Annotated in this window: 15 protein-coding genes and 1 tRNA gene; 4 read left to right on the top strand and 12 right to left on the bottom strand. The window is 33.1% G+C overall.

Going from position 1 to position 21245, the window contains the following annotated elements:
* Positions 1 to 3: 3 nt before the first annotated feature.
* Genes BXY80_RS05830 through BXY80_RS05810 form a run of 5 tightly spaced genes read right to left on the bottom strand, consistent with a single transcriptional unit; the run spans position 4 to position 7304 of the window.
* Entirely contained in the window at positions 4 to 561 is a 558-nt protein-coding gene (locus tag BXY80_RS05830; protein ID WP_162843271.1) for a c-type cytochrome, read from the bottom strand.
* A 9-nt stretch (positions 562 to 570) separates the two neighbouring features.
* Positions 571 to 1101: a DUF3341 domain-containing protein gene (locus tag BXY80_RS05825; RefSeq protein ID WP_120200274.1), complete on the bottom strand. Its 531-nt coding sequence runs from the start codon at positions 1099 to 1101 to the stop codon at positions 571 to 573.
* Between the two features lie 9 nt (positions 1102 to 1110).
* A complete protein-coding gene (gene nrfD, locus BXY80_RS05820) occupies positions 1111 to 2841 on the bottom strand; it encodes an NrfD/PsrC family molybdoenzyme membrane anchor subunit (protein WP_120200273.1) in 1731 nt (576 codons plus the stop codon).
* Positions 2842 to 2873: 32 nt separating this feature from the next.
* Positions 2874 to 5984 (bottom strand): TAT-variant-translocated molybdopterin oxidoreductase, encoded by a 3111-nt coding sequence (locus BXY80_RS05815; RefSeq protein ID WP_120200272.1) that lies wholly within the window; start codon positions 5982 to 5984, stop codon positions 2874 to 2876.
* A 33-nt stretch (positions 5985 to 6017) separates the two neighbouring features.
* Positions 6018 to 7304, bottom strand: a complete 1287-nt coding sequence (locus BXY80_RS05810; RefSeq protein ID WP_120200363.1) for a cytochrome c3 family protein — start codon at positions 7302 to 7304, stop codon at positions 6018 to 6020.
* Positions 7305 to 7547: 243 nt separating this feature from the next.
* Here BXY80_RS05810 and BXY80_RS05805 point away from each other — a divergent pair, with 243 nt between their 5' ends.
* Positions 7548 to 7934 (top strand): SPOR domain-containing protein, encoded by a 387-nt coding sequence (locus BXY80_RS05805; RefSeq protein WP_120200362.1) that lies wholly within the window; start codon positions 7548 to 7550, stop codon positions 7932 to 7934.
* Positions 7935 to 8005: 71 nt separating this feature from the next.
* Here BXY80_RS05805 and infB read toward each other — a convergent pair whose 3' ends face one another.
* From infB to rimP, 3 genes are read right to left on the bottom strand one after another with little or no spacing between them, the layout of a single operon-like run.
* Positions 8006 to 10747 carry a translation initiation factor IF-2 gene (infB, locus tag BXY80_RS05800; protein ID WP_120200271.1) on the bottom strand — a complete coding sequence of 914 codons (2742 nt, stop codon included), beginning with the start codon at positions 10745 to 10747 and terminating at the stop codon, positions 8006 to 8008.
* A 30-nt stretch (positions 10748 to 10777) separates the two neighbouring features.
* Entirely contained in the window at positions 10778 to 12010 is a 1233-nt protein-coding gene (nusA, locus tag BXY80_RS05795) for a transcription termination factor NusA (protein ID WP_120200270.1), read from the bottom strand.
* Between the two features lie 12 nt (positions 12011 to 12022).
* Positions 12023 to 12487 carry a ribosome assembly cofactor RimP gene (rimP, locus tag BXY80_RS05790; protein WP_120200269.1) on the bottom strand — a complete coding sequence of 155 codons (465 nt, stop codon included), beginning with the start codon at positions 12485 to 12487 and terminating at the stop codon, positions 12023 to 12025.
* A 153-nt stretch (positions 12488 to 12640) separates the two neighbouring features.
* Here rimP and BXY80_RS05785 point away from each other — a divergent pair, with 153 nt between their 5' ends.
* Positions 12641 to 13465: a universal stress protein gene (locus tag BXY80_RS05785; RefSeq protein ID WP_120200268.1), complete on the top strand. Its 825-nt coding sequence runs from the start codon at positions 12641 to 12643 to the stop codon at positions 13463 to 13465.
* A gap of 162 nt (positions 13466 to 13627) precedes the next feature.
* Here the strand turns inward: BXY80_RS05785 and BXY80_RS05780 are convergent.
* Positions 13628 to 13700, bottom strand: a tRNA-Gln gene (locus BXY80_RS05780).
* Between the two features lie 151 nt (positions 13701 to 13851).
* Here BXY80_RS05780 and BXY80_RS05775 point away from each other — a divergent pair.
* Together BXY80_RS05775 and BXY80_RS05770 are read left to right on the top strand one after the other, a co-directional pair.
* Positions 13852 to 17331: a DUF2723 domain-containing protein gene (locus BXY80_RS05775; protein WP_120200267.1), complete on the top strand. Its 3480-nt coding sequence runs from the start codon at positions 13852 to 13854 to the stop codon at positions 17329 to 17331.
* A 5-nt stretch (positions 17332 to 17336) separates the two neighbouring features.
* Positions 17337 to 17972 (top strand): polysaccharide deacetylase family protein, encoded by a 636-nt coding sequence (locus BXY80_RS05770; RefSeq protein WP_120200266.1) that lies wholly within the window; start codon positions 17337 to 17339, stop codon positions 17970 to 17972.
* Here the strand turns inward: BXY80_RS05770 and BXY80_RS05765 are convergent.
* The 3 genes from BXY80_RS05765 to BXY80_RS05755 all read right to left on the bottom strand — a co-directional run bounded on the left by BXY80_RS05765 (position 17969) and on the right by BXY80_RS05755 (position 21145).
* Positions 17969 to 18265, bottom strand: a complete 297-nt coding sequence (locus BXY80_RS05765) for a thioredoxin family protein (RefSeq protein WP_120200265.1) — start codon at positions 18263 to 18265, stop codon at positions 17969 to 17971. The genes BXY80_RS05770 and BXY80_RS05765 overlap by 4 nt on opposite strands.
* Positions 18266 to 18404: 139 nt before the next feature.
* A complete protein-coding gene (locus tag BXY80_RS05760) occupies positions 18405 to 19640 on the bottom strand; it encodes a metallophosphoesterase (protein ID WP_120200264.1) in 1236 nt (411 codons plus the stop codon).
* Positions 19641 to 19732: 92 nt separating this feature from the next.
* A complete protein-coding gene (locus BXY80_RS05755) occupies positions 19733 to 21145 on the bottom strand; it encodes an aldehyde dehydrogenase family protein (protein ID WP_120200263.1) in 1413 nt (470 codons plus the stop codon).
* Positions 21146 to 21245: the final 100 nt, after the last annotated feature.

Below are 21245 nucleotides of genomic sequence, written 5' to 3'. Positions count from 1 at the left end.
ATCTTACTTTTCTAAGTCTGCTTTTAACTTTAATACATAATCAACTACTTGCCAACGTTCTTCTTCATTAAGTTGATTTGCATATGATCCCATTGCATTTTTACCATAATAAATGGTATGATAAATACTTCCTTCTGTAATAGCTCTTCCTGCATCAGCATAACTTGGTATACCAAGTATTTTTTCTCTCTTTACAAGATTACCTTGTCCTTTACCTTTATTACCATGACATATACCGCAGTAAATAGCATAAAGTTCCTTACCTCTTTTAGAATCAATTGAAGTAGAATCTAAAGGACTCATTAATGTAGCTTTTGCTAAATCATATCCTATTGATGAATTATCAATCTCGAAAGGTGTAAATCCTCTAGCAATTGTTCCTTCTGCTGGTAATTGTGCTTCCATTCCATTAGCAAATGCTTTAGTGTCTTGGTAAGTTTCATATCCAACAGGTTCGTACATATTAGGCATAAACTGATAGTTTGGTCTTGTATCTTTTTTACAAGAAACAATGCTTCCAAATATCATTACCAATAGTGTTATTTTAATTAAGCTCTTCATCTTTTTATATTAATGCGCTTTATCAATTATATTAATCTCTACTGCTCCCGTTTCTTGTAACAAAGAAGATAATTCTTTTTCGTTATCATGAACAGCTATCTCCATTAAAAAATGGTCATCTGTAGTTCTTGGATCAGGGTTTTCAGCTTTTTTAAATGGCCACATTTTACTTCTTAAATAAAATGTAATTACCATTAAGTGCGCTGCAAAAAATACAGTTAACTCAAACATAATAGGTACAAATGCTGGCATGTTTTCGATATAACTAAAACTTGGTTTTCCACCAATGTTTTGAGGCCAGTCTTCAATCATTATAAAATTCATCATAACAATTGCAACTGTTAAACCAACACAGCCATACATAAATGCTGCGATAGCTATTCTAGTTGGAGCTAATCCCATTGCCTTGTCTAGTCCATGAACTGGAAAAGGTGTATATATTTCTTCTATGTGATGCTTTTCTGCCTTAACTGTTTTAACAGCTGACATTAATACATCATCATCGGTATAAATAGCGTGAATTACTTTTGAAGCTTCCATGTACTATTTTTAGTTTATTAGTTTTTTAGCTTGTCCAGACCAATCATCACGTTCTGCTCTTCCTGGGAAAGAACCTGTAATAGAGTCTAACAAGTCGTATTCTCTTTTTGTCATTTTGCTCACCTGTAAGAATGTATAAATACCAATGCTATTTAATACGTCTTCCATTTTTGGACCAATACCATTTACTTTTTTCAAATCATCAGCAGTTTGTGTATTTGCATCAAATGCACCAATACTACCTAATAAGTCATTAACTTTTGCTGAATTGTCTTCAGTTGATTTTGGTTTTACTGTTTTAATAGTTTTTACGTTTCCTGAAGTTCTTTTATCAGAACCAGTACCAACTAAACTATCTCCTCTTTCACGAATATTTTTATAACGTTCTCCTGAAGATTTTAAAATAGTCTTCACTTCTGCTTGGGCAATTACAGGGAATGTTCTTGCATATAATAAGAAGAGTACAAAGAAGAATCCAATGGTTCCAATAAAAATTCCTATATCTACAAATGTAGGAGAGAACATTGTCCAAGATGATGGTAAGTAATCTCTGTGTAATGATGTTACAATAATTACAAAACGCTCAAACCACATACCAATATTTACAACAATTGAAATTGCAAATGAAAACATAATGCTTGTTCTCAGTTTCTTAAACCACATAAATTGAGGTGAAAACACGTTACATGTCATCATTGCCCAATATGCCCACCAATAAGGTCCTGTTGCTCTATTTAAAAATGCATATTGTTCGTATTCTACTCCAGAATACCATGCAATAAATAACTCTGTAATATAAGCCACACCAACTATAGAGCCTGTAATCATAATTACAATGTTCATTAACTCAATGTGCTGTACTGTAATATAATCTTCAAGGCTACATACTTTTCTCATAATAATAAGAAGTGTGTTTACCATTGCAAATCCAGAGAAAATCGCTCCAGCAACAAAGTATGGAGGGAAAATTGTTGTATGCCAACCAGGAATTACCGACGTGGCAAAATCAAACGATACAATGGTATGTACAGAAAGTACTAATGGTGTTGCTAAACCTGCAAGCACTAATGATACTTCTTCAAAACGTTGCCAATCTTTTGCTCTACCTGACCATCCAAAACTTAATAAAGAATAAATTTTCTTTTGAAAAGGACGAACAGCTCTATCTCTAATCATTGCAAAATCTGGTAATAAACCTGTCCACCAGAATACTAATGATACAGATAAATACGTAGAGATTGCAAATACATCCCAAAGTAATGGTGAGTTAAAGTTTACCCATAATGATCCAAATTGATTTGGTATTGGTAATACCCAATATCCTAACCAAGGACGACCCATATGTATAATTGGGAATAAACCTGCTTGCACAACTGAAAAAATTGTCATTGCTTCTGCAGAACGGTTAATTGCCATTCTCCATTTTTGACGGAAGAGTAAAAGTACAGCAGAAATAAGTGTTCCTGCGTGACCAATACCAACCCACCAAACGAAGTTAGTAATATCCCAAGCCCAACCAACGGTCTTGTTTAAACCCCAAGTACCGATACCTGTTGAGATTGTATATAATATACAGCCTATTCCCCAAAGGAAAGCGACAAGTGCTATTGAAAATACAATCCACCAAGATTTATTTGCTTTTCCTTCAACAGGAGCAGCCACATCTACCGATACATCGTGATATGATTTTTCGCCTGTAACTAAGGGTCTTCTAATAGGTGCTTCGTAATGAGACGCCATAATCTATTATAATTGTTTCTTAATTAATTTCTTTATGCTTCGGTTGTATTTCTCACTTTTGTTTGATACATCACGTTTGGTTTTGTTCCAACGCTTTCTAACAAGTGATACATACGATTATCTTCTTTAAGTTTTGCAACTTTACTATGCTTATCATTGATATCTCCAAATACCATTGCTCCATTGCTACAAGCAGCAGAACAAGCGGTTTGGAACTCACCATCTTTAATCTCACGCCCATCACGTTTTGCATCAAGAATTGTTTTTTGTGTTTTTTGAATACACATAGAACATTTTTCCATCACACCACGAGAACGCACTACAACATCAGGGTTTAATACCATACGCCCTAAATCATTATTCATATGATAATCAAACTCATCATTTTGAGCGTACAAGAACCAGTTGAATCGACGCACTTTATATGGGCAGTTATTTGCACAATAACGTGTACCTACACAACGGTTATAAGCCATGTGGTTTTGACCTTGACGACCGTGTGATGTTGCTGCAACAGGGCAAACAGTTTCACAAGGCGCATGATTACAATGTTGACACATTACAGGTTGAAAAGCTACTTGAGGATTATCTGCTGGATGTTCCATTTCACCAAATCCTCCCAATGATCCATTTTCACCCCATAATCCAGAGAAATCATCTTTTTTAGTATCGTCTTCTGCAAAAGTATCTTCAGAAGAATAATATCTATCAATACGCAACCAGTGCATATCACGACTACGTCTTACTTCTTCTTTACCTACAACTGGTACATTATTCTCTGCATGACATGCAATCACACATGCACCACAACCAGTACAAGCATTTAAGTCTATAGATAAGTTAAAGTGATGCCCTATTGAACGATCAAACTCTTCCCACAAATCAACATCTGGAGATGTTACTGGAGTTTCTTTATGGTTTAAAGACACTACAGGAATTGCATTCCAATGTTTTTTATCTTTTGTGTTAAATACTTCTAAAGTTGTTTCTTTAATAATATCACCACGACCCATTAATGTATTTTGAAGCTGCGTACATGCAAACTCGTGCATTCCGTTTGCCTTCTCTACAGTAACGTTTTGAGCTGTATTAAAATTTTGGTATAACGCATAAGCATTAACACCAGTTTTCATTTCTTCTTTTAAGCCTGCTGTTTTACCATATCCAAATGAAAGCCCAACTGAACCTTTAGCTTGACCTGGCTGAATAATTACAGGCACTTTTATTGTAACTCCGTTTGCAGTAACATTAGCATAACTACCATTTAACGCACCATCTGCTACATTTTCGTTAATTAAATTTAAAGCTTTTGCATCTGTAGCAGAAACTGTTAAATAATTATCCCAAGCAGCTCTTGTGATTGGGTCAGGGAACTCTTGTAACCAAGGATTATTGGCTTGTTGACCATCTCCCATTCCTGTTTTAGTGTATAACGCTAATTCTAAACCGCTAGACTTTGCAGAAGATGCTAATGCTCTGGCTGCAGCTCCAGAAGCTGTCTGAGTTATTTCTTCTTCAACTTCATCAGAAGTAGTTTCAACTGTTTCAGTAGAAATAGCTCCTACATAAACACCATCGTGCAATGCTTTATTAAAAGAACTTCCTCCTAATAAACCACCATTCCAGGTTTGTTTTATATAATCATGATAAGAAACATCATTTCCGGTCCACTTTAATAAAGCGTCTTGAAATTGTCTAGTATCAAATAAAGGACGAATAGTTGGTTGCATTAATGCATAATGTCCCTTTTTCATTTCAACATCTCCCCAAGACTCTAAATAATGAGGTGCAGCTGCAATATAATCTGATGCTATCGCTGTTTCATCTGCTTTTAACGTAAAAGCAACTGATAAATCTGTTTTCTTTAATCCTTCAGCAAAATCTGAAGCATTAGGTAATGAGTATAATGGATTAACACCACTCATAATAACTGCTCCAACTTTTCCTGCTTTCATATCAGCAATTAAAGTCATAACAGCATTATTACTACCTTGTCTTGTTTTTATTGGTGTAGAAGCATCAAATGCTTTACTATTTAAAAATTCATTAATTTCTAAAGCTACAGTTTGCGCATTAGTATCTTGAATTCCTGTAACAACAACACCTTTACTTCCAGCCTTTTTTAATTCGGCTGCTGCTTTTTGAACTGCTGTATTAATATGTTCTGGTAAATCTGCAGAAACAGAACTACCTACAACATAACTATATAATTTAGCTAAAGCTAATTTTTGTTGACTTGGTGTTAAAGGCACACGCTTATCTGCATTTGCTCCAGACAAAGACATATTAGATTCAAACTGAATATGACGAGACATTTTTCCATGATGTGGTACACGTCCTTTTGCGTATCCAGAATCAAATCCTCCACCTTGCCAATCTCCTAAGAAATCGGCGCCAATAGAAACAATTGTTCCTGCTTTTTCAAAATCGTAATTAGCTAATCCGCGTTCTCCATACTTAGCTTGATATGCATCTAGCGCAGCAGATTCTGAAACTGCATCATACACTACATGACGTACATTACCATATTTTGAAGCAAATTCAGAAATTAATTTACTTGTTGAAGGACTAGCAAAAGTTTGTGTTAATAACACAATCTCTTTTCCTCCGTTTTTAATATCTGTAAGTTTCTGATTTGTTTCAGCATCAAAAGTACTCCAAGAAATATCAGCATCGCCTTTCATTGGACCTTGTACTCTCATACTATCATATAATCCTAAAACTGATGCATTAACTCTAGCATTTGCACTACCATTAGTAGAAGCTAAGTCATTGTTTTCAATTTTTATTGGACGACCTTCGCGAGTTTTAACTAAAACACTAGCAAAATCAAAACCATTTGCAATTGTTGTTGCATAGTAATTGGCAACACCTGGAATAATTTCTTCCGGTTGCACTACATATGGAATCGATTTAATTACTGGTCCTTCACATGCAGCTAAAGATGCTGCTGCTGTACTAAAACCAACATACTTTAAGAAATCACGACGCGTAGTTGAAGACCCTTCTAATACTTCTTTATCACCTAAAAACTCATCAGTAGGAATTTCTTGTACAAATTCGTTTTGTTTTAGCGTCTCAACAATAGAGCTATTCTCGTTTAGCTCTTCAACACTTTTCCAGTATTTCTTGTTTGATGACATATTATATAATTGAATTACTTCTTATTAAATTTATTAATAGTGACATTTACCACATTCTAATCCACCCATTTGAGCAGCTGTAAGTTTATCTACACCATATTTCTTAGATAATTGCTCGTGTATTTTTGTGTAATACGCATTATCTTTAACTTTTACTTCTGTCTTTCTGTGACAATCGATACACCAACCCATTGTTAATGGTGAGTACTGGTATACTTCCTCCATTTCTTCTACAGGACCATGGCATGTTTGACACTCAACTCCAGCAACAGAGACATGTTGTGAGTGATTAAAATATGCAAAGTCTGGTAAATTATGAATTCTCACCCATTTTACTGGTTGCGCTTCACCCGTGTACTTTTGATCTGCATCACTCCATCCAGCAGCTGCATATAATTTCTGGATTTCTCCATCATAAAATGCTTTATCATATTTAGCAGTAGTTTCTCCAGTATATTCATAAACAGATTTATGACAGTTCATACAAACATTTAATGAAGGTATACCAGACGTTTTACTAACTCTAGCTGAAGAGTGACAATATTTACAATCTATGCCGTTATCTCCAGCATGTATTTTATGCGAAAAATGAATTGGTTGTACTGGCTGATATCCTTGATCAACACCAATTTGCATTAAGTAACCATACACAAAATACGCACTTGCTAATAAAAAGAAGATTGTAGTTACTAATACTAAAAATTGATTTTCAGCAAATGCCTTCCAGATTGGTAAGCTTTTATCTTTTGCAATATCAACACCTTTAGCTTCAGCAAATCTATTTAAGGTTTTACGAACTAAAATTAATGCCATTGCTAATAAAGCAAATAACAATGCTAATGCACCAAGAATTAGTTTGTTTGAAATCCCGTCTTCTGTAGCTTGCGTTGGTTGACCCGTAGCAACAGCAACTTCTGGTTTCGCTTCTGGCTCAGCAGCTGTATATGCTAAGATATCTGTAATATCTTGATCTGTAAGTGTTGGGAATGCAGTCATTGCCGCGCCACCATACTCATTAAAAATCTTGTTTGCATACGCATCTCCAGACTTAACCATTCCGGCACTATTACGTATCCATGCATTAAGCCACTCTCTATCTAAACCTTCATCATCCGCAAGACGTTGCTCTACATTACGCAATGCAGGACCTGTCATCTTTTTATCTAATTTATGACAAGCAGCACAATTGGTGTTAAATAAAGTTTTCCCTTTTGCAGGGTCTCCTTCTTGAGCGTTAAGAGTAGTTGAAAACGTGAGTAAAATAACCAACCCAATATGAAGAATATTTGAGGTTAGTTTATGGTAAATCACTTGTATCATATTGTTAGTTGAATTATCTTCTAAACTTTGGTATGGTTTTTTCATTTAAAAAGAAAAAATCAGTTATAAAAAATCTCTTGCAAAAGTAACATTTAAAGTCGATTTTGAAAATGTTACAGAAGTGTTAATTGATAATTTATAAGGATTCTAAATAATAAAAATAGATACTATTAAGTTTAATAAACTGAGTAAAAGGAAACACTATAAAAAAAAATCATTTTCTTTGCATTAAATATGACAATTATGTTGAATAAAAAAACAATAAAAACTATAGTCTTTTTAGCTTTTTTAGCTCTAACACTACAAGTTTCGGCTCAAGAAGGTGTAGTAATGATTGACCAAGACAGCGACATAGAAACGCTTTTAGAATACAAAAAGGATATTAGAACTGTAGACCTATATAAAATACAAGTATATTCTGGCACACGTTCTGGTGCAGAGAATACAAGACGCCATTTTCTTAATGCATATGGAGAATGGCCTGTAAATATGGAGTTTGATTCGCCAAACACAAAAATATGGGTTGGTAATTTTAGAAGCCGATTAGAAGCAGATAAAGCACTTTTAAAAATTAAAAGAAAGTACGCTAATGCGTTTATCTTTAAACCTAAAAAGGACAAAAAGAAATAGTTATTTGTTATATAACTAAACAAAAAAAGCGACTCATATGAGTCGCTTTTTTTGTTTCTATTTAAAGGAATTTACTTTAATTTCTTCTTTACTTCTACTTCTTGGAAAGCTTCAATAACGTCATCAATCTGAACATCATTATAGCCTTTAAGTTGAATACCACAATCATAACCTTTAGACACTTCTTTTGCATCATCTTTAAATCGCTTTAATGATGTTAACTCACCAGTATGAATAACAACACCATCTCTAATTAGGCGAATGCCTGAGTTTCTAAATATTTTACCGTTTGTAACCATACAGCCTGCAATGGTTCCGATTTTAGAAATTTTAAATGTCTCTCTAATTTCTGCTGTACCAGTAATCTCTTCTTTAAGCTCTGGAGACAACATGCCTTCCATAGCATCCTTAAGATCATTAATAGCATCATAGATAATTGAGTACATTCTGATATCGATTTCTTCTTTATCAGCAATACTTCTTGCGTTACCCATTGGACGCACGTTAAACCCAATAATAATGGCATCAGAAGCAGATGCTAATAACACATCACTTTCTGTGATTGCACCAACACCTTTGTGTATAATATTAACTTGAATTTCTTCAGTAGATAATTTCTGGAAAGAATCTGTTAATGCTTCTACAGAACCATCCACATCACCTTTAAGTATGATATTTAACTCTTGGAAATCACCTAAAGCAATACGACGACCAATCTCATCTAATGTAATATGACGCTGTGTTCTAACAGATTGTTCACGTTGCAACTGCGTACGTTTTGTAGCAATTTGCTTAGCTTCACGCTCATCATCAAATACATTAAACTTATCACCTGCTTGAGGCGCACCATCTAGACCTAATATAGATACTGGTGTTGATGGTCCAGCTTGTTTTATCTCATTTCCTCGTTCATCATGCATGGCTTTAACCTTACCACTGTTTTTACCAGCAAGTACATAATCCCCAATTTTTAAAGTTCCGGCTTGTACTAATATAGTAGACACATAACCACGACCTTTATCTAAAAATGCTTCAACAACAGTTCCGTTTGCTTGTTTATCTGGGTTTGCTTTAAGCTCTAATAATTCAGCTTCTAACAATACTTTTTCTAATAGTTCTTTAACGCCTGTTCCGTTTTTAGCTGAAATATCGTGAGATTGAATTTTTCCTCCCCAATCTTCAACTAATAAATTCATTTGAGCTAATTCTTCTTTTACTTTTTCAGGATTAGCACCTGGCTTATCAATTTTATTGATTGCAAAAATAATTGGAACTCCAGCAGCTTGCGAGTGCGCAATAGCTTCTTTTGTTTGCGGCATGATTGAATCATCTGCTGCAATAACAATAATAACTATATCTGTTACTTGAGCACCACGAGCACGCATTGCTGTAAAGGCCTCGTGACCTGGAGTATCTAAAAACGCCATTTTTTGACCACCTTCAAGTTGTACACCATAAGCGCCTATATGCTGTGTAATACCACCTGATTCTCCTGCAATAACATTTTCTTTACGTATGTAATCTAAAAGCGATGTTTTACCATGATCCACATGCCCCATTACTGTTACAATTGGAGCACGTTCTTGCAAATCTTCTGGTTTGTCTTCTACTTCTTCAATAGCATCCTCTAAATCTGAAGTTACAAACTCGACATTATAACCAAACTCATCAGCTACTACAGATAAAGTTTCTGCGTCTAAACGTTGGTTCATTGTTACCATCATACCAAGTGACATACAAGCTGAAATAATTTCGGTTACTGAAACATCCATCATTGTAGCTACTTCGTTAGCTGTTACAAACTCTGTTACTTTAAGTATTTTACTTTCTGCTGCTTCAATTTTTTGATCAATTTCGGTTTGCTCTCTATGCTGATCTCTTTTCTCTTTACGGTATTTAGCGCCTTTTCCTTTGTTAGATTTACCTTGTAGTTTTTCTAAAGTTTCTCTAATTTGCTTTTGCACATCAGCTTCACTTGGTTCTTCTTTTACAATAGCTGGGCGTTTTCCTTTACCTTTATAACCTCCTTTTTGATTGTTATTCTTGTTACCGTAATTTGGTTTATTATCTCCTCCAGGGCCTTTACTAATACGACGTCTTTTCTTTTTATTTGCGTCTTTAGTGGCATCTGGTTTTTTCTCTTCCTTTTTCTTTTTTGGCTTATTGAATTTTGATAAATCTATTTTCTGCCCAGTGGCTTTTGGTCCTGATAGTTTTTTATATTGAGTTTTTAAAGTTTCGTCTACTGGGGTTTCTTCTAGTGAGGTTTCTTCTGAAACCTTTTCTTTTTTAGGTGCTTCTTCTTTTTTGGATACTACATCCTTTTTAGGAGCTACTTCTTTTTTAGGGGTTTCCTTCTTCTTCTCAGTTTTTGGAGCTTCTTCTTTAATTTTGACAGAAACTTCTTTCTTCTCAGCCTTTGGCGTTTCTTTTTTAGGTGCTTCTTTTTTAGGTTCAGCTTTTTTAGGTTCTAAATCAATTTTACCTATTTGCTTAGGACCACTCAATTCAGCCTTAGCTTTTACAACTTCTTTTTTAGCTTCATCCTTCTTTGCCTTTTCTTCAAGCTCACGTTCGCGCTGCTCACGAAGTTCTTCTTTTTCTTTTAGTTTGGCTTCACTAACTTCTTTTGATGCAACTTTTTTATTGGCATCAGTTTGAAACTCATCAGAAAGAGTATTATATATTTCTTCTGATATTTTTGTATTAGGGCTCTTTTCTATTTCTATCCCTTTTGAATCTAAAAAATCAACGGCACGGTCAATAGAAATATTGAGTTCTCGTAATACTTTATTTAATCTTGTTTGAGCCATAAATTGCTTGTAAAATAACTTAAATATATGTTAATCTTCAAATTCTTCTTTAAGAATTCTGATAACATCAATAATTGTTTCTTCTTCTAAATCGGTTCTTTTAACCAAATCTAATACATCTTGTTCTAAAATGCTCTTTGCAGTATCTAATCCTGCTTTACTAAATTCTTCAATAACCCAGCCTTCTATCTCATCTGAGAATTCTGTTAACTCAACATCTTCTTCAGCACCTTCTCTAAACACATCAATCTCATAACCGGTTAATTGACCAGCAAGACGAATGTTATGACCACCTCGACCAATGGCTTTACTAACTTCTTCAGGCTTTAAAAGCACTTCTGCTCTTTTTGTATCTTCGTCTAATTTTATAGATGTTACTCTAGCAGGGCTTAATGCTCTTGTTATAAATAATTGTAAGTTATTAGTGTAATTAATAACGTCAATATTTTCATTTCCTAATTCTCGAACTATGCCATGAATTCTTGATCCTTTCATTCCAACACATGCTCCTACAGGATCTATTCTATCGTCATAAGAATCTACTGCAACTTTTGCTTTTTCTCCAGGAATTCTCACTACTTTTTTGATTGAAATTAAGCCGTCAAAAACTTCTGGTATCTCTTGTTCAAATAACTTTTCTAAAAACACGGGAGCTGTTCTGGACATTATTATTGCTGGTTTATTACCTCTAAGCTCAACACTTTCAATAATACCTCTTACGTTTTCTCCTTTTCTAAAAAAATCTGATGGGATTTGTCTATCCTTAGGTAAAATAATTTCGTTGCCCTCATCGTCCAACAATATAATTGCTCTATGACGAATATGATGTACCTCAGCAGTATAAATCTCTCCTTCTAAATCTTTAAATTGCTTGTATATGTTTGTATTATCATGCTCATGGATTTTAGATATTAAATTTTGACGCAACGCCAAAATAGAACGTCTTCCTAAATCTATAAGTTTAACTTCTTCTGCAACATCTTCACCTACTTCAAAATCTGGTTCAATTTTTTGAGCTTCAGATAGTGCAATTTCTTGGTTTGGTTCTTCTACCTCATCATCTGCAACTACAATTCTATTTCTCCAAATTTCTAAATCGCCTTTATCTGGATTGATAATAATATCAAAGTTATCATCGTCACCATATTTTTTCTTTAACGCGTTTCTTAACACGTCTTCTAAAATCGCCATTAACGTTACACGATCTATTAATTTATCGTCTTTAAATTCTGAAAAAGAATCAATTAACGCAACATTTTCCATAACTACTATGAATTAAAATTTTATTATCACTTGTGCTTCTAAAATATTTGAATACTCAATTTTAGCATGCTTTTTTACTGTTACTTTTCCTTTACCAACTGGTTTAGGTTCTCTTGTTTTCCACTCCAATTCAATTGCATTTTCATCTGCATTTGCTAGTGTCGCTTCAAATTTTTGGTTGTCTTTAGTTTTCACACTTAAAATCCTGCCAATGTTCTTTTTATATTGTCTTTGATGTGTAAAAGGTGTAGCGGCACCTACAGATGCTACTTCTAAAGAAAAATCTTGATCTTCTCTATCTAAATTATGTTCAATTGCACGACTAATAAACATACAATCTTCAACAAGCACGCCAGCATCACCATCAATAATAACTTTAATTGTGTTATCTGATAACACTTCTAAATCGATTAAGAACAGGTCTTCTCGTTGCTTTAATCCTTCGTCTAATAATTTTTTTACAGTCTCCTTGAACATTTTTAGTATAAAAAGAGCGGACTTCACGTCCGCTCATTATTCTTTTTCTTCAAACAACGCTGCAAATATACAACATTTATATTGATTTTTACAAATACAATAATGTCGTTTTTTATTATTAACTTTATAGAATAAACTGTTACCCTAAGCAATATGAATAAAATATTAGTACCAACTGACTTTTCTAAAGAAGCCGAAAGCGCTTTAAAAGTCGCTTCTCAATTAGCAAAAAAGTATAATAGTGAAATTTATCTGTTACACATGTTAGAAATCCCTATGCAGGAGACTGATGCTGTAAGTGCTCAAGCCGATGTGCCTGAAGTTATGTTTTTTATGAAGTTAGCTCATCAAAAATTTGAAGACATGATGAATAGTGAATACTTAAAAGGTATCACTGTCCACGAAATTGTAAAACCTGATGGTGCTTTTAGTGGTGTAATTGATGTTTGTCATGAAAATGGTGTTGATTTAATTATTATGGGCTCTCATGGTGCTAGCGGAATTAAAGAAATGTTTGTAGGCTCTAATGCTGAAAAAGTTGTACGCTCATCAGACATACCTGTTTTGGTCATTAAAAATGATCATGATGATTTTGCAGTTAATGATTTTGTATTTGCTTCAGATTTCAAAAACGATAACAAAGAGACATATAAACAAGCAACAGAATTTGCTACAGCATTTGACGCCAAAATACATTTGTTAATGGTTAATACAGCAAGCAATTTCACTACAACTTCAAAAGCAAAACAACGTATTGATAGTTTTATAAGTGATTACAATTTTAAAAACTATACGGTAAATATATATAATGACGATAGTGTAGAAAAAGGAATTTTAAACTTCTCAAAAGATATTGATGCCGATTTAATAGGAATTAGTACACATGGCAGACAAGGTATAGCACACTTCTTTAATGGGAGCATAAGTGAAGACTTAGTAAATCACGCTAAACGACCAGTTGTAACCTTTAAGATTTAAACACAAAATATTTTAAAATAAAAAAGTCTTCCGCAATGGAAGACTTTTTTGTTGGCCTACTAGGGCTTACTTCGACTATGCTCAGCATAAACTTCTCGCCCAAAAAAAATATCACTAAAACAAAAAACCCTAACTATTTTCATAATTAGGATTCAATTTTTGTTGGCCTACTAGGGCTCGAACCTAGACTCTTCTGTACCAAAAACAGACGTGTTGCCAGTTACACCATAGGCCAATCTCTAAATGAGGATGCAAATTTAAAACAAAGTTTTGTTTGCGCAAATAAAAAAACATAAAATAATTGAAAATCCTTAACGTTAACTTAAAAACCTTAATGTTTAACATATTTATTAGTAAATTCGCTCGCAATAATTACATAACAATATATGACACATTTCAACTTCAAGAAATGGAATACCATTTTAGGATGGTTCGCTTTCACAATAGCACTTATAACTTATGCTCTAACTATTGAACCAACTGTAAGTTTTTGGGATGCTGGAGAATATATTTTAACATCTTCTAAACTACAAGTAGGTCATCCACCAGGAGCGCCTTTATTTCAAATGTTAGGTGCCTTTTTCTCTATGTTTGCTTTTGAGCCTTCACAAATAGGAATGATGCTTAATATGATGAGTGCTGTTGCTAGTGCTTTTACCATATTATTTATGTTTTGGACCATTAGCATCTTATTAAGGAAGTTAATTAAAAATCAAGAAACCATAACAAAAAATGCTGAAATTGCTATTCTTGGTAGCTCACTGGTTGGTAGTTTGGCTTTTACATTTACAGATTCTTTTTGGTTTAATGCTGTTGAAACTGAAGTGTATGCTATGGCTACACTTATTATGGCTATTTTATTTTATTTAGGTTTACGATGGGAACAAGACATGAACCAACCCAGAGGTCATAAATGGCTTATACTAATAGCTTTTGTAATAGGTTTATCTTTTGGTGTGCACTTTATGGGATTATTAACCATACCTGCACTTGGTTTAATCTATTTCTTTAAAAACTATAAAACCGTAACTATAAAAAACTTTATTGTTGCAAATATTGTAGCTGTAGCCATTTTACTTTTCATTTTTAAATTATTACTACCAAATGCGCTCAGATTTTTTGGATGGATGGAAGTAGCAATTGTAAACACTTTTGGCTTACCTTTTCACTCAGGAACTATTATTGCTGGCATTATATTAATTGTTGCATTTTACTTTGGTTTAAAACGAACACAAAAACCAATAAACAAAAACTTAATCTTCATTATTATTGGTGCAATTGGTTTAATAATGATTATTAGTATTCCAGCAATATTTGATCTTAGTACGATTGCTTTAGTTCTTATTGCAGCATCAATTTTTGGTATAGCTTATCTTTTTAATAATTCATTTAAAAGTTTCTACCAAAAATTTTCAAGCAAATCTTTTAATACAGCTATTCTTTGCTTGTTATTTATCTTTATTGGGTTTTCTTCATGGCTAATGTTACCTATAAGAGCTAATGCAAATGTTATTATAAACGAAAACGATCCATCTGACGCTAGAGAACTTTTAGCTTATTACAATCTCGAGCAATATCCAGAAACACATTTGTTTTACGGACCACTTTTTACCGAACATTATACAGGTTTAGATGAAGATCAACCCTATGTTGACGATAAAAAGAACTACGAAAAAAATTATACTACAGGAACATATGATGTTATAAACGATTGGAAAAACGCAAAACAAAATTACAACTCTAGTCATGCAAATATTTTACCTAGAATGTGGAGCGCTGAGCATGCAGAAAACTACATGATGTTTACTGGATTACTTGATTTTAAAATTAAGCCAGAGTATCAAATGGAAAATCAAGTTAGAGCTTTAGTTTCTGAATTTAAACAAAGTGTTGCAGCTGGTAAAGTTGATTATGAAGACTACCATCAGTTCTTAAAAAAGTTTGGACAAGAATTTTTTGATATTGAAAAACCAACATTAGCAGATAACATAGCATATATGCTAGAATACCAATTAGGTTACATGTATTGGCGTTATTTTATGTGGAATTTTACTGGTAGACAAGATGATATTCAAGGTAAATATGATGATCTACATGGCAACTGGATAAGTGGTATTAATTTTATTGACGAAATGCATTTAGGTATGTCTCAAGATAATTTACCTAGTGATGTAAAAAACAACAGAGCAAGAAATACCTACTACTTTTTACCATTAATTTTAGGCCTTATTGGCTTCTTCTTCCTTTTTGGGAAAGACAAAAAGCTGTTTTGGGTCATGTTGGTGTTTTTCCTCTTTACAGGTTTAGCTATTCAATTTTACACCAATGTAAGACCATTTGAACCAAGAGAGCGTGATTACTCTGTTGTAGGTTCGTTTTATGTGTTTGCAATTTGGATTGGTTTTGGTGCATATGCAATTTTTGACCTTTTAAAAAAATACTCATCTTCAAAATTTTTAGCACCAATAGTTACTGTGGTTTGTTTAATATTGGTTCCTGGGATTTTAGTCGCTAACAACTGGGATGACCATGATAGATCAGGAAAATATACCGCTAATGCAATGGCGAGAAAATATCTAGAGTCCTGCGCACCTAATGCTATTTTATTTACTATTGGAGATAATGATAGTTTCCCATTATGGTATTTACAAGAGATTGAAGGTGTTCGTACAGATGTAAGAGTTGTTAATACAAGTCTTTTTCAAACAGATTGGTATATAGACCAAATGAAACGCAAAGCATACGAAAGCGACCCTATTCCGTCACAATTAACTCATGACCAATATAGATATGGTACAAGAGATTATATTATGAAACGTGAAATCACTAACGACACATTACTCATAAAGGATTTTATGAATTTTATAAGTAGTGATGATGAAAAATATAAACTCAAATATTTGGTACAACGTGAAGGCGAAGACCCAAGTGGTTATCCTTCTCAGCTACTAAATTCAAATTACTTTCCAACAAAATATGTTAGAATTCCTGTAGACAAAAAAGCAGTTCTAGAAAATGGTATCGTAAAAGCAAAAGATGCAGATGAAATTGTTCCTTATATAGATATAGAAATAACAGGAGGTGCTTTATACAAAAACAGGTTATTAATGTTAGATATAGTTGCTAATAACGACTGGAAACGTCCAATTTATTTTACAGGTGGAAGTTTTGGCGATGACGACTACATATGGATGAAAGACTACCTTCAGTTAGATGGTATGTGTTATAAATTGGTGCCTATAAAAACAGCAATTGATAGAGCAAACCCATTTGATATGGGTCGTGTTGATAGTGACTTAATGTATGATCAAGTAATAGCTTGGGATTGGGGAAATAGCGGAACAGACATTTATCATGATGTTGAAACTCGTAAAAACGGAATCACTTATCGTGGTAATTTAGCGCGTTTAGTAGAGCAACTAATTAACGAAGAAAAGTTAGACAAAGCTGAAAAAATAGCAGACATTGCTATGGAAAAAATGCCTGTTGACGACTTTGGATATTACACATTATTAGAGCCATATATTAGCGCTTACTATGAAATGGATAATGTAGAAAAAGGAAGAAAACTATATAAGGATGTTACAAAAAAATATCAAGAAAACTTAACCTATTATAGTGAACTTTCATTACAAAATCAAACACGCTATTTAGACGAAATTGTAACAGACATAGAGCGTTATAGAAGTTTAGTGGATATTTTGGTTATTTATAACGATAAGGATTTTGCTTTAGAAGAAACTGAAAAGTTTAATAACTACCTAAAGTTATTCAAACACTTTACAGACGAAGAACCTGAGACTCCTTTAATTGAAGATAGAGATATTATTAAAGATACCATAGATAGTATTTCAAAAATAGAATAAAAGCATTGAAAATTGTTCCTATAAAAACACCTTTGGTTGCAAAAAAAATGTTTCCAAATTATGTGTGGAATATATCTACTTCTGAAAACGTTATTTACCTAACTTTTGATGATGGACCAACACCTGAAATCACAAGTTGGACTTTAGATATTTTACAACAGTATAATGCTAAAGCAACTTTTTTCTGTATTGGCGGTAATATTGAAAAGCATCCAGATATTTTTCAGCAAATACTTGATAAAGGTCATACTATTGGTAACCATACACAAAACCATATTAAAGGTTGGACAAGTAAAACCAAAACTTATCTAAACGACGTTTTATCTGCTCAAGAAGTCATCAACAAACTATTAATTAACGATCATCTACTATTTCGTCCACCTTACGGACAAATAAAACCAAAGCAAGGCAAAAAGTTAATAGGCTTAAATTATAAAATTGTGATGTGGGATGTTTTATCTTTTGATTGGGATAAAACAGTATCTAAAGAAGAATGCTTAAATAATGTTATTTCTACGGCCAAACAAGGAAGTATTATAGTGTTTCATGATAGCATAAAAGCTTCAAAAAACATGCAGTTTGCACTTCCAAAAGTTTTAGAATATTTTAATAATAAGGGATATACATTTAAAAGTCTTTAAATGTATTCTTGAATAATACCAATTAAAGTATTTGCATCTTGCTCACCACTATGGCGCCATTTCATCTCGCCATTTTTATAAATGATTAATGTTGGTAATCCTTTTACACGTAAAGCTTCAGCTAAATCTTTGTTTTTATCAACATCTATCTTTATTACCTTGGCTTTATCACCAAGAGCTGCTGCTACATCTCTAAGTACAGGATGCATAGCAATAGATTGGTCATTCCATTCGGTAAAAAAGTCTAATAACACCGGAATGTTAACATCAATAAGTTCCCCAAATTTCGACATACATTACTATTTTAGGTCAAATGCGTTATTACAAACCTACAATTTTTTATTCGTTTTGAAAACCAACAGTTTAAATAGGTTTATACTAACTAATTATAAAAATAAGCAATTTAATAGTAAATACAAGCTTTGCTTGCAATTATGCGTTATTAGAGCCTCTTTTTAAGGTAATTACGGTAATTTCTGGCCAAATACCTACACGCCCAGGAAAAGCTAAGTACCCAAACCCTCGGTTAACATTTATGTATTGACCCAGTTTTTCATAAATTCCTGCCCATTGTTTATACCTCCATTTTACAGGACTCCATTTAAACCAACCTGGAATCTCAATCCCAAATTGCATACCATGCGTATGCCCACTTAACGTTAAATGATAATGATAATTATCACCAACGACCTCAGCTTCCCAATGACTTGGATCATGGCTTAATAGTATTTTAAAATCATCTTCATTTACTTTAGAAGATGCTTTTTTTAAATCGCCTGCTTTTTTAAAACCGCCTTTCCCCCAATTTTCAACACCAACAACAGCTATTCGTTCACCTTGTTTTTCAATAAATCTATTTTCATTTAAAAGTAAATCAAAGCCTATTTTCTTTTGAATTGATTTTAGGTCGTTAAGGTTTTGTGCTTTTAATTCTGTCGAATCCCATTTAATATAATCGCCATAATCATGGTTTCCTAATACAGAATATTTACCTTCTTTAGCCTTTAGCTTACTAAAAATATCTACATAAGGAAGCATTTCTTCTGCTTTGTTATTAACCATATCTCCTGTAAAAAAAATGACATCACTTTGTTGCTCGTTAATTAGGTCTATGGCATACGCTACTTTTTCTACATTATCAAAACTACCAGAATGCACATCACTAATCTGCGTGAGTTTAAAACCATCAAAAGCTTCAGGTAGATCTTCAAAATGCAGTGTGTATTTTAAAACTTTAAAATTATATTTACCCTTATATATTCCGTATAAAATTGCAGAAAACGGAATGGCCGCTAAACCTAGAGCTACTTGACTAATAAATTTTCGTCTAGAAGCAAAATAATTTCCTCTTGCATTATCTCCTTCAGTAAAATAACGATAGATCGCTTGAGGAACTCTAAAAACATCTTCGCCTAACATAACGATTAGTAAAAGCATTTTAGGAACTAATACTGCTATAAAAAACCCAAAAGCAAAGGCATGACTATGAGAAAAACCATCACTACGGTTAAACCCATAATAGTGATACACAAAATTACCAATAACTAAAGCAGTAACTAACCAATATGCAATGTGCAACCAGCTGTTTTTTGTAACTGTTTTAAAAGCTTGAAATGCATAAAAATCAATAACTCCAAAAATGGCAATGAAAATAATCCACCTAATCATAAAAACAATTTTTCATCAAAGTTAAACCAATTATTAGCCTAACAATCAATGCTTAATTTATTTAACCATTTGTTAAGAAAAATGGCATTTATCTAAAACCATTTAATAGTTAAATCTGTTAGCTTTTGCTTAAAATTATTATACGGAGGCAACAATAAATAAACAGGGCCTTTAACATGCCTTTTTAAAACCGATCGCATGTTAGAAAACTCTTGAAAACCGAAAAACCCATGCGCTTTACCAATCCCACTATTGTTACTTCCTCCAAATGGTAAATAATGATTAGAATATTGTATAGCATTACTATTTATACATGTACTTCCTGCTCTTGTGTTATTGATGATATAGTTTGTGTTTTTTTTATTATTACTATATATATATAATGCCAGAGGTTTCTCTTTTGAATTAACATACGCAACAGCTTCATCTATTGTTTTATAGGTTTTAATAGGAAGAATTGGTCCAAATATTTCATCTTGCATTAAAGAGCTCTCCTCTTTTAAGTTTGTAATGAGTGTTGGTTCTATATAATTATCTTTAGCATTGCAGGATCCTCCGAGCTCAATAGTTGCTCCTTGGTTTTTTGCATTTTCTATATGATTTATTAATCTATTATAGTGTCTTTCGTTTACAACTCGACTATAAGAGTTTGAAGTTGAGGCGTCTTCTGTATAATAATTTAATACTTGTGCTTTATAAACTTTTATAAACTCTTGCAGGATTGACTCATGAACTAAAGCATAATCTGGAGCAATACATGTTTGACCATTATTTAAGTGTTTCCCCCAAACAATCTTTTTTATTGACTCTTTAATATTTGCAGACTTATCCACAATTGTTGGTGACTTACCACCTAACTCTAAAGTTACTGACGTTAAGTGCTTTGCAGCCGCATTCATTACAATCTTCCCAACTTGAGGTGAACCTGTAAAAAAGATATGATTAAAAGGTAGCTTTAATAGCTCTTTAGACGTTTCTACTTCACCTTCAACTAAAACAACCTCATCTTCATTAAAAACATCTTTTACGATATCTGCCATTACTTTAGAAGTGTTTGGCGTCATTTCAGATGGTTTTAAAATTACTGTGTTTCCTGCTGCAATAGCAGAAACTAAAGGGCCGAATGTTAAGTTTATAGGGTAATTCCAAGGTGCAATGATTAAACAAACACCTTTAGGCTCATACTTTACCCATGAAGAAGTACCAAAAAGGGTTATTGGAGTATCTACTTGTTGTTTCTTAGTCCATGCTTTTAAGTTTGCCTTAGCATATTTAATCTCTTTTATAACAAGATACAATTCTGTTATATCGGTTTCTATGTAAGGTTTTTTAAAATCGGCATATAATGCTTCTCGCAGTTTATTCTTATAGGTTATATCTAATGCTCGTTTAAGTGCATTTAATTTTGTGATTCGCTCTTTATATGTGGTGTTTCCGACCTTAAACTGATTGTCTTTTAGTCTTTTAAACGTACTAAAATAGGTGTTTTTTGAATAATCTTCCATTAATTTAAAACGTATTTACTGGGATACGAGCAATATTTGTGCATTTCGTCGATGTTTTTTGAAATGTGTTTCATGTTAACTAGTAATCGTTGAGTTTCAT

This window comes from Ichthyenterobacterium magnum, from assembly GCF_003610635.1.
GTDB classification, from domain to species: domain Bacteria; phylum Bacteroidota; class Bacteroidia; order Flavobacteriales; family Flavobacteriaceae; genus Ichthyenterobacterium; species Ichthyenterobacterium magnum.
This window is presented reverse-complemented; position numbering and strand designations above follow the sequence as displayed.

What these genes read in the sequence shown, in the direction of transcription:
- BXY80_RS05830 (WP_162843271.1), bottom strand. Translation starts at nt 561, where the DNA reads ATGAAGAGCTTAATTAAAATAACACTATTGGTAATGATATTTGGAAGC.
- BXY80_RS05825 (WP_120200274.1), bottom strand. Translation starts at nt 1,101, where the DNA reads ATGGAAGCTTCAAAAGTAATTCACGCTATTTATACCGATGATGATGTA.
- nrfD (WP_120200273.1), bottom strand. Translation starts at nt 2,841, where the DNA reads ATGGCGTCTCATTACGAAGCACCTATTAGAAGACCCTTAGTTACAGGC.
- BXY80_RS05815 (WP_120200272.1), bottom strand. Translation starts at nt 5,984, where the DNA reads ATGTCATCAAACAAGAAATACTGGAAAAGTGTTGAAGAGCTAAACGAG.
- BXY80_RS05810 (WP_120200363.1), bottom strand. Translation starts at nt 7,304, where the DNA reads ATGATACAAGTGATTTACCATAAACTAACCTCAAATATTCTTCATATT.
- BXY80_RS05805 (WP_120200362.1), top strand. Translation starts at nt 7,548, where the DNA reads ATGTTGAATAAAAAAACAATAAAAACTATAGTCTTTTTAGCTTTTTTA.
- infB (WP_120200271.1), bottom strand. Translation starts at nt 10,747, where the DNA reads ATGGCTCAAACAAGATTAAATAAAGTATTACGAGAACTCAATATTTCT.
- nusA (WP_120200270.1), bottom strand. Translation starts at nt 12,010, where the DNA reads ATGGAAAATGTTGCGTTAATTGATTCTTTTTCAGAATTTAAAGACGAT.
- rimP (WP_120200269.1), bottom strand. Translation starts at nt 12,487, where the DNA reads ATGTTCAAGGAGACTGTAAAAAAATTATTAGACGAAGGATTAAAGCAA.
- BXY80_RS05785 (WP_120200268.1), top strand. Translation starts at nt 12,641, where the DNA reads ATGAATAAAATATTAGTACCAACTGACTTTTCTAAAGAAGCCGAAAGC.
- BXY80_RS05775 (WP_120200267.1), top strand. Translation starts at nt 13,852, where the DNA reads ATGACACATTTCAACTTCAAGAAATGGAATACCATTTTAGGATGGTTC.
- BXY80_RS05765 (WP_120200265.1), bottom strand. Translation starts at nt 18,265, where the DNA reads ATGTCGAAATTTGGGGAACTTATTGATGTTAACATTCCGGTGTTATTA.
- BXY80_RS05760 (WP_120200264.1), bottom strand. Translation starts at nt 19,640, where the DNA reads ATGATTAGGTGGATTATTTTCATTGCCATTTTTGGAGTTATTGATTTT.
- BXY80_RS05755 (WP_120200263.1), bottom strand. Translation starts at nt 21,145, where the DNA reads ATGGAAGATTATTCAAAAAACACCTATTTTAGTACGTTTAAAAGACTA.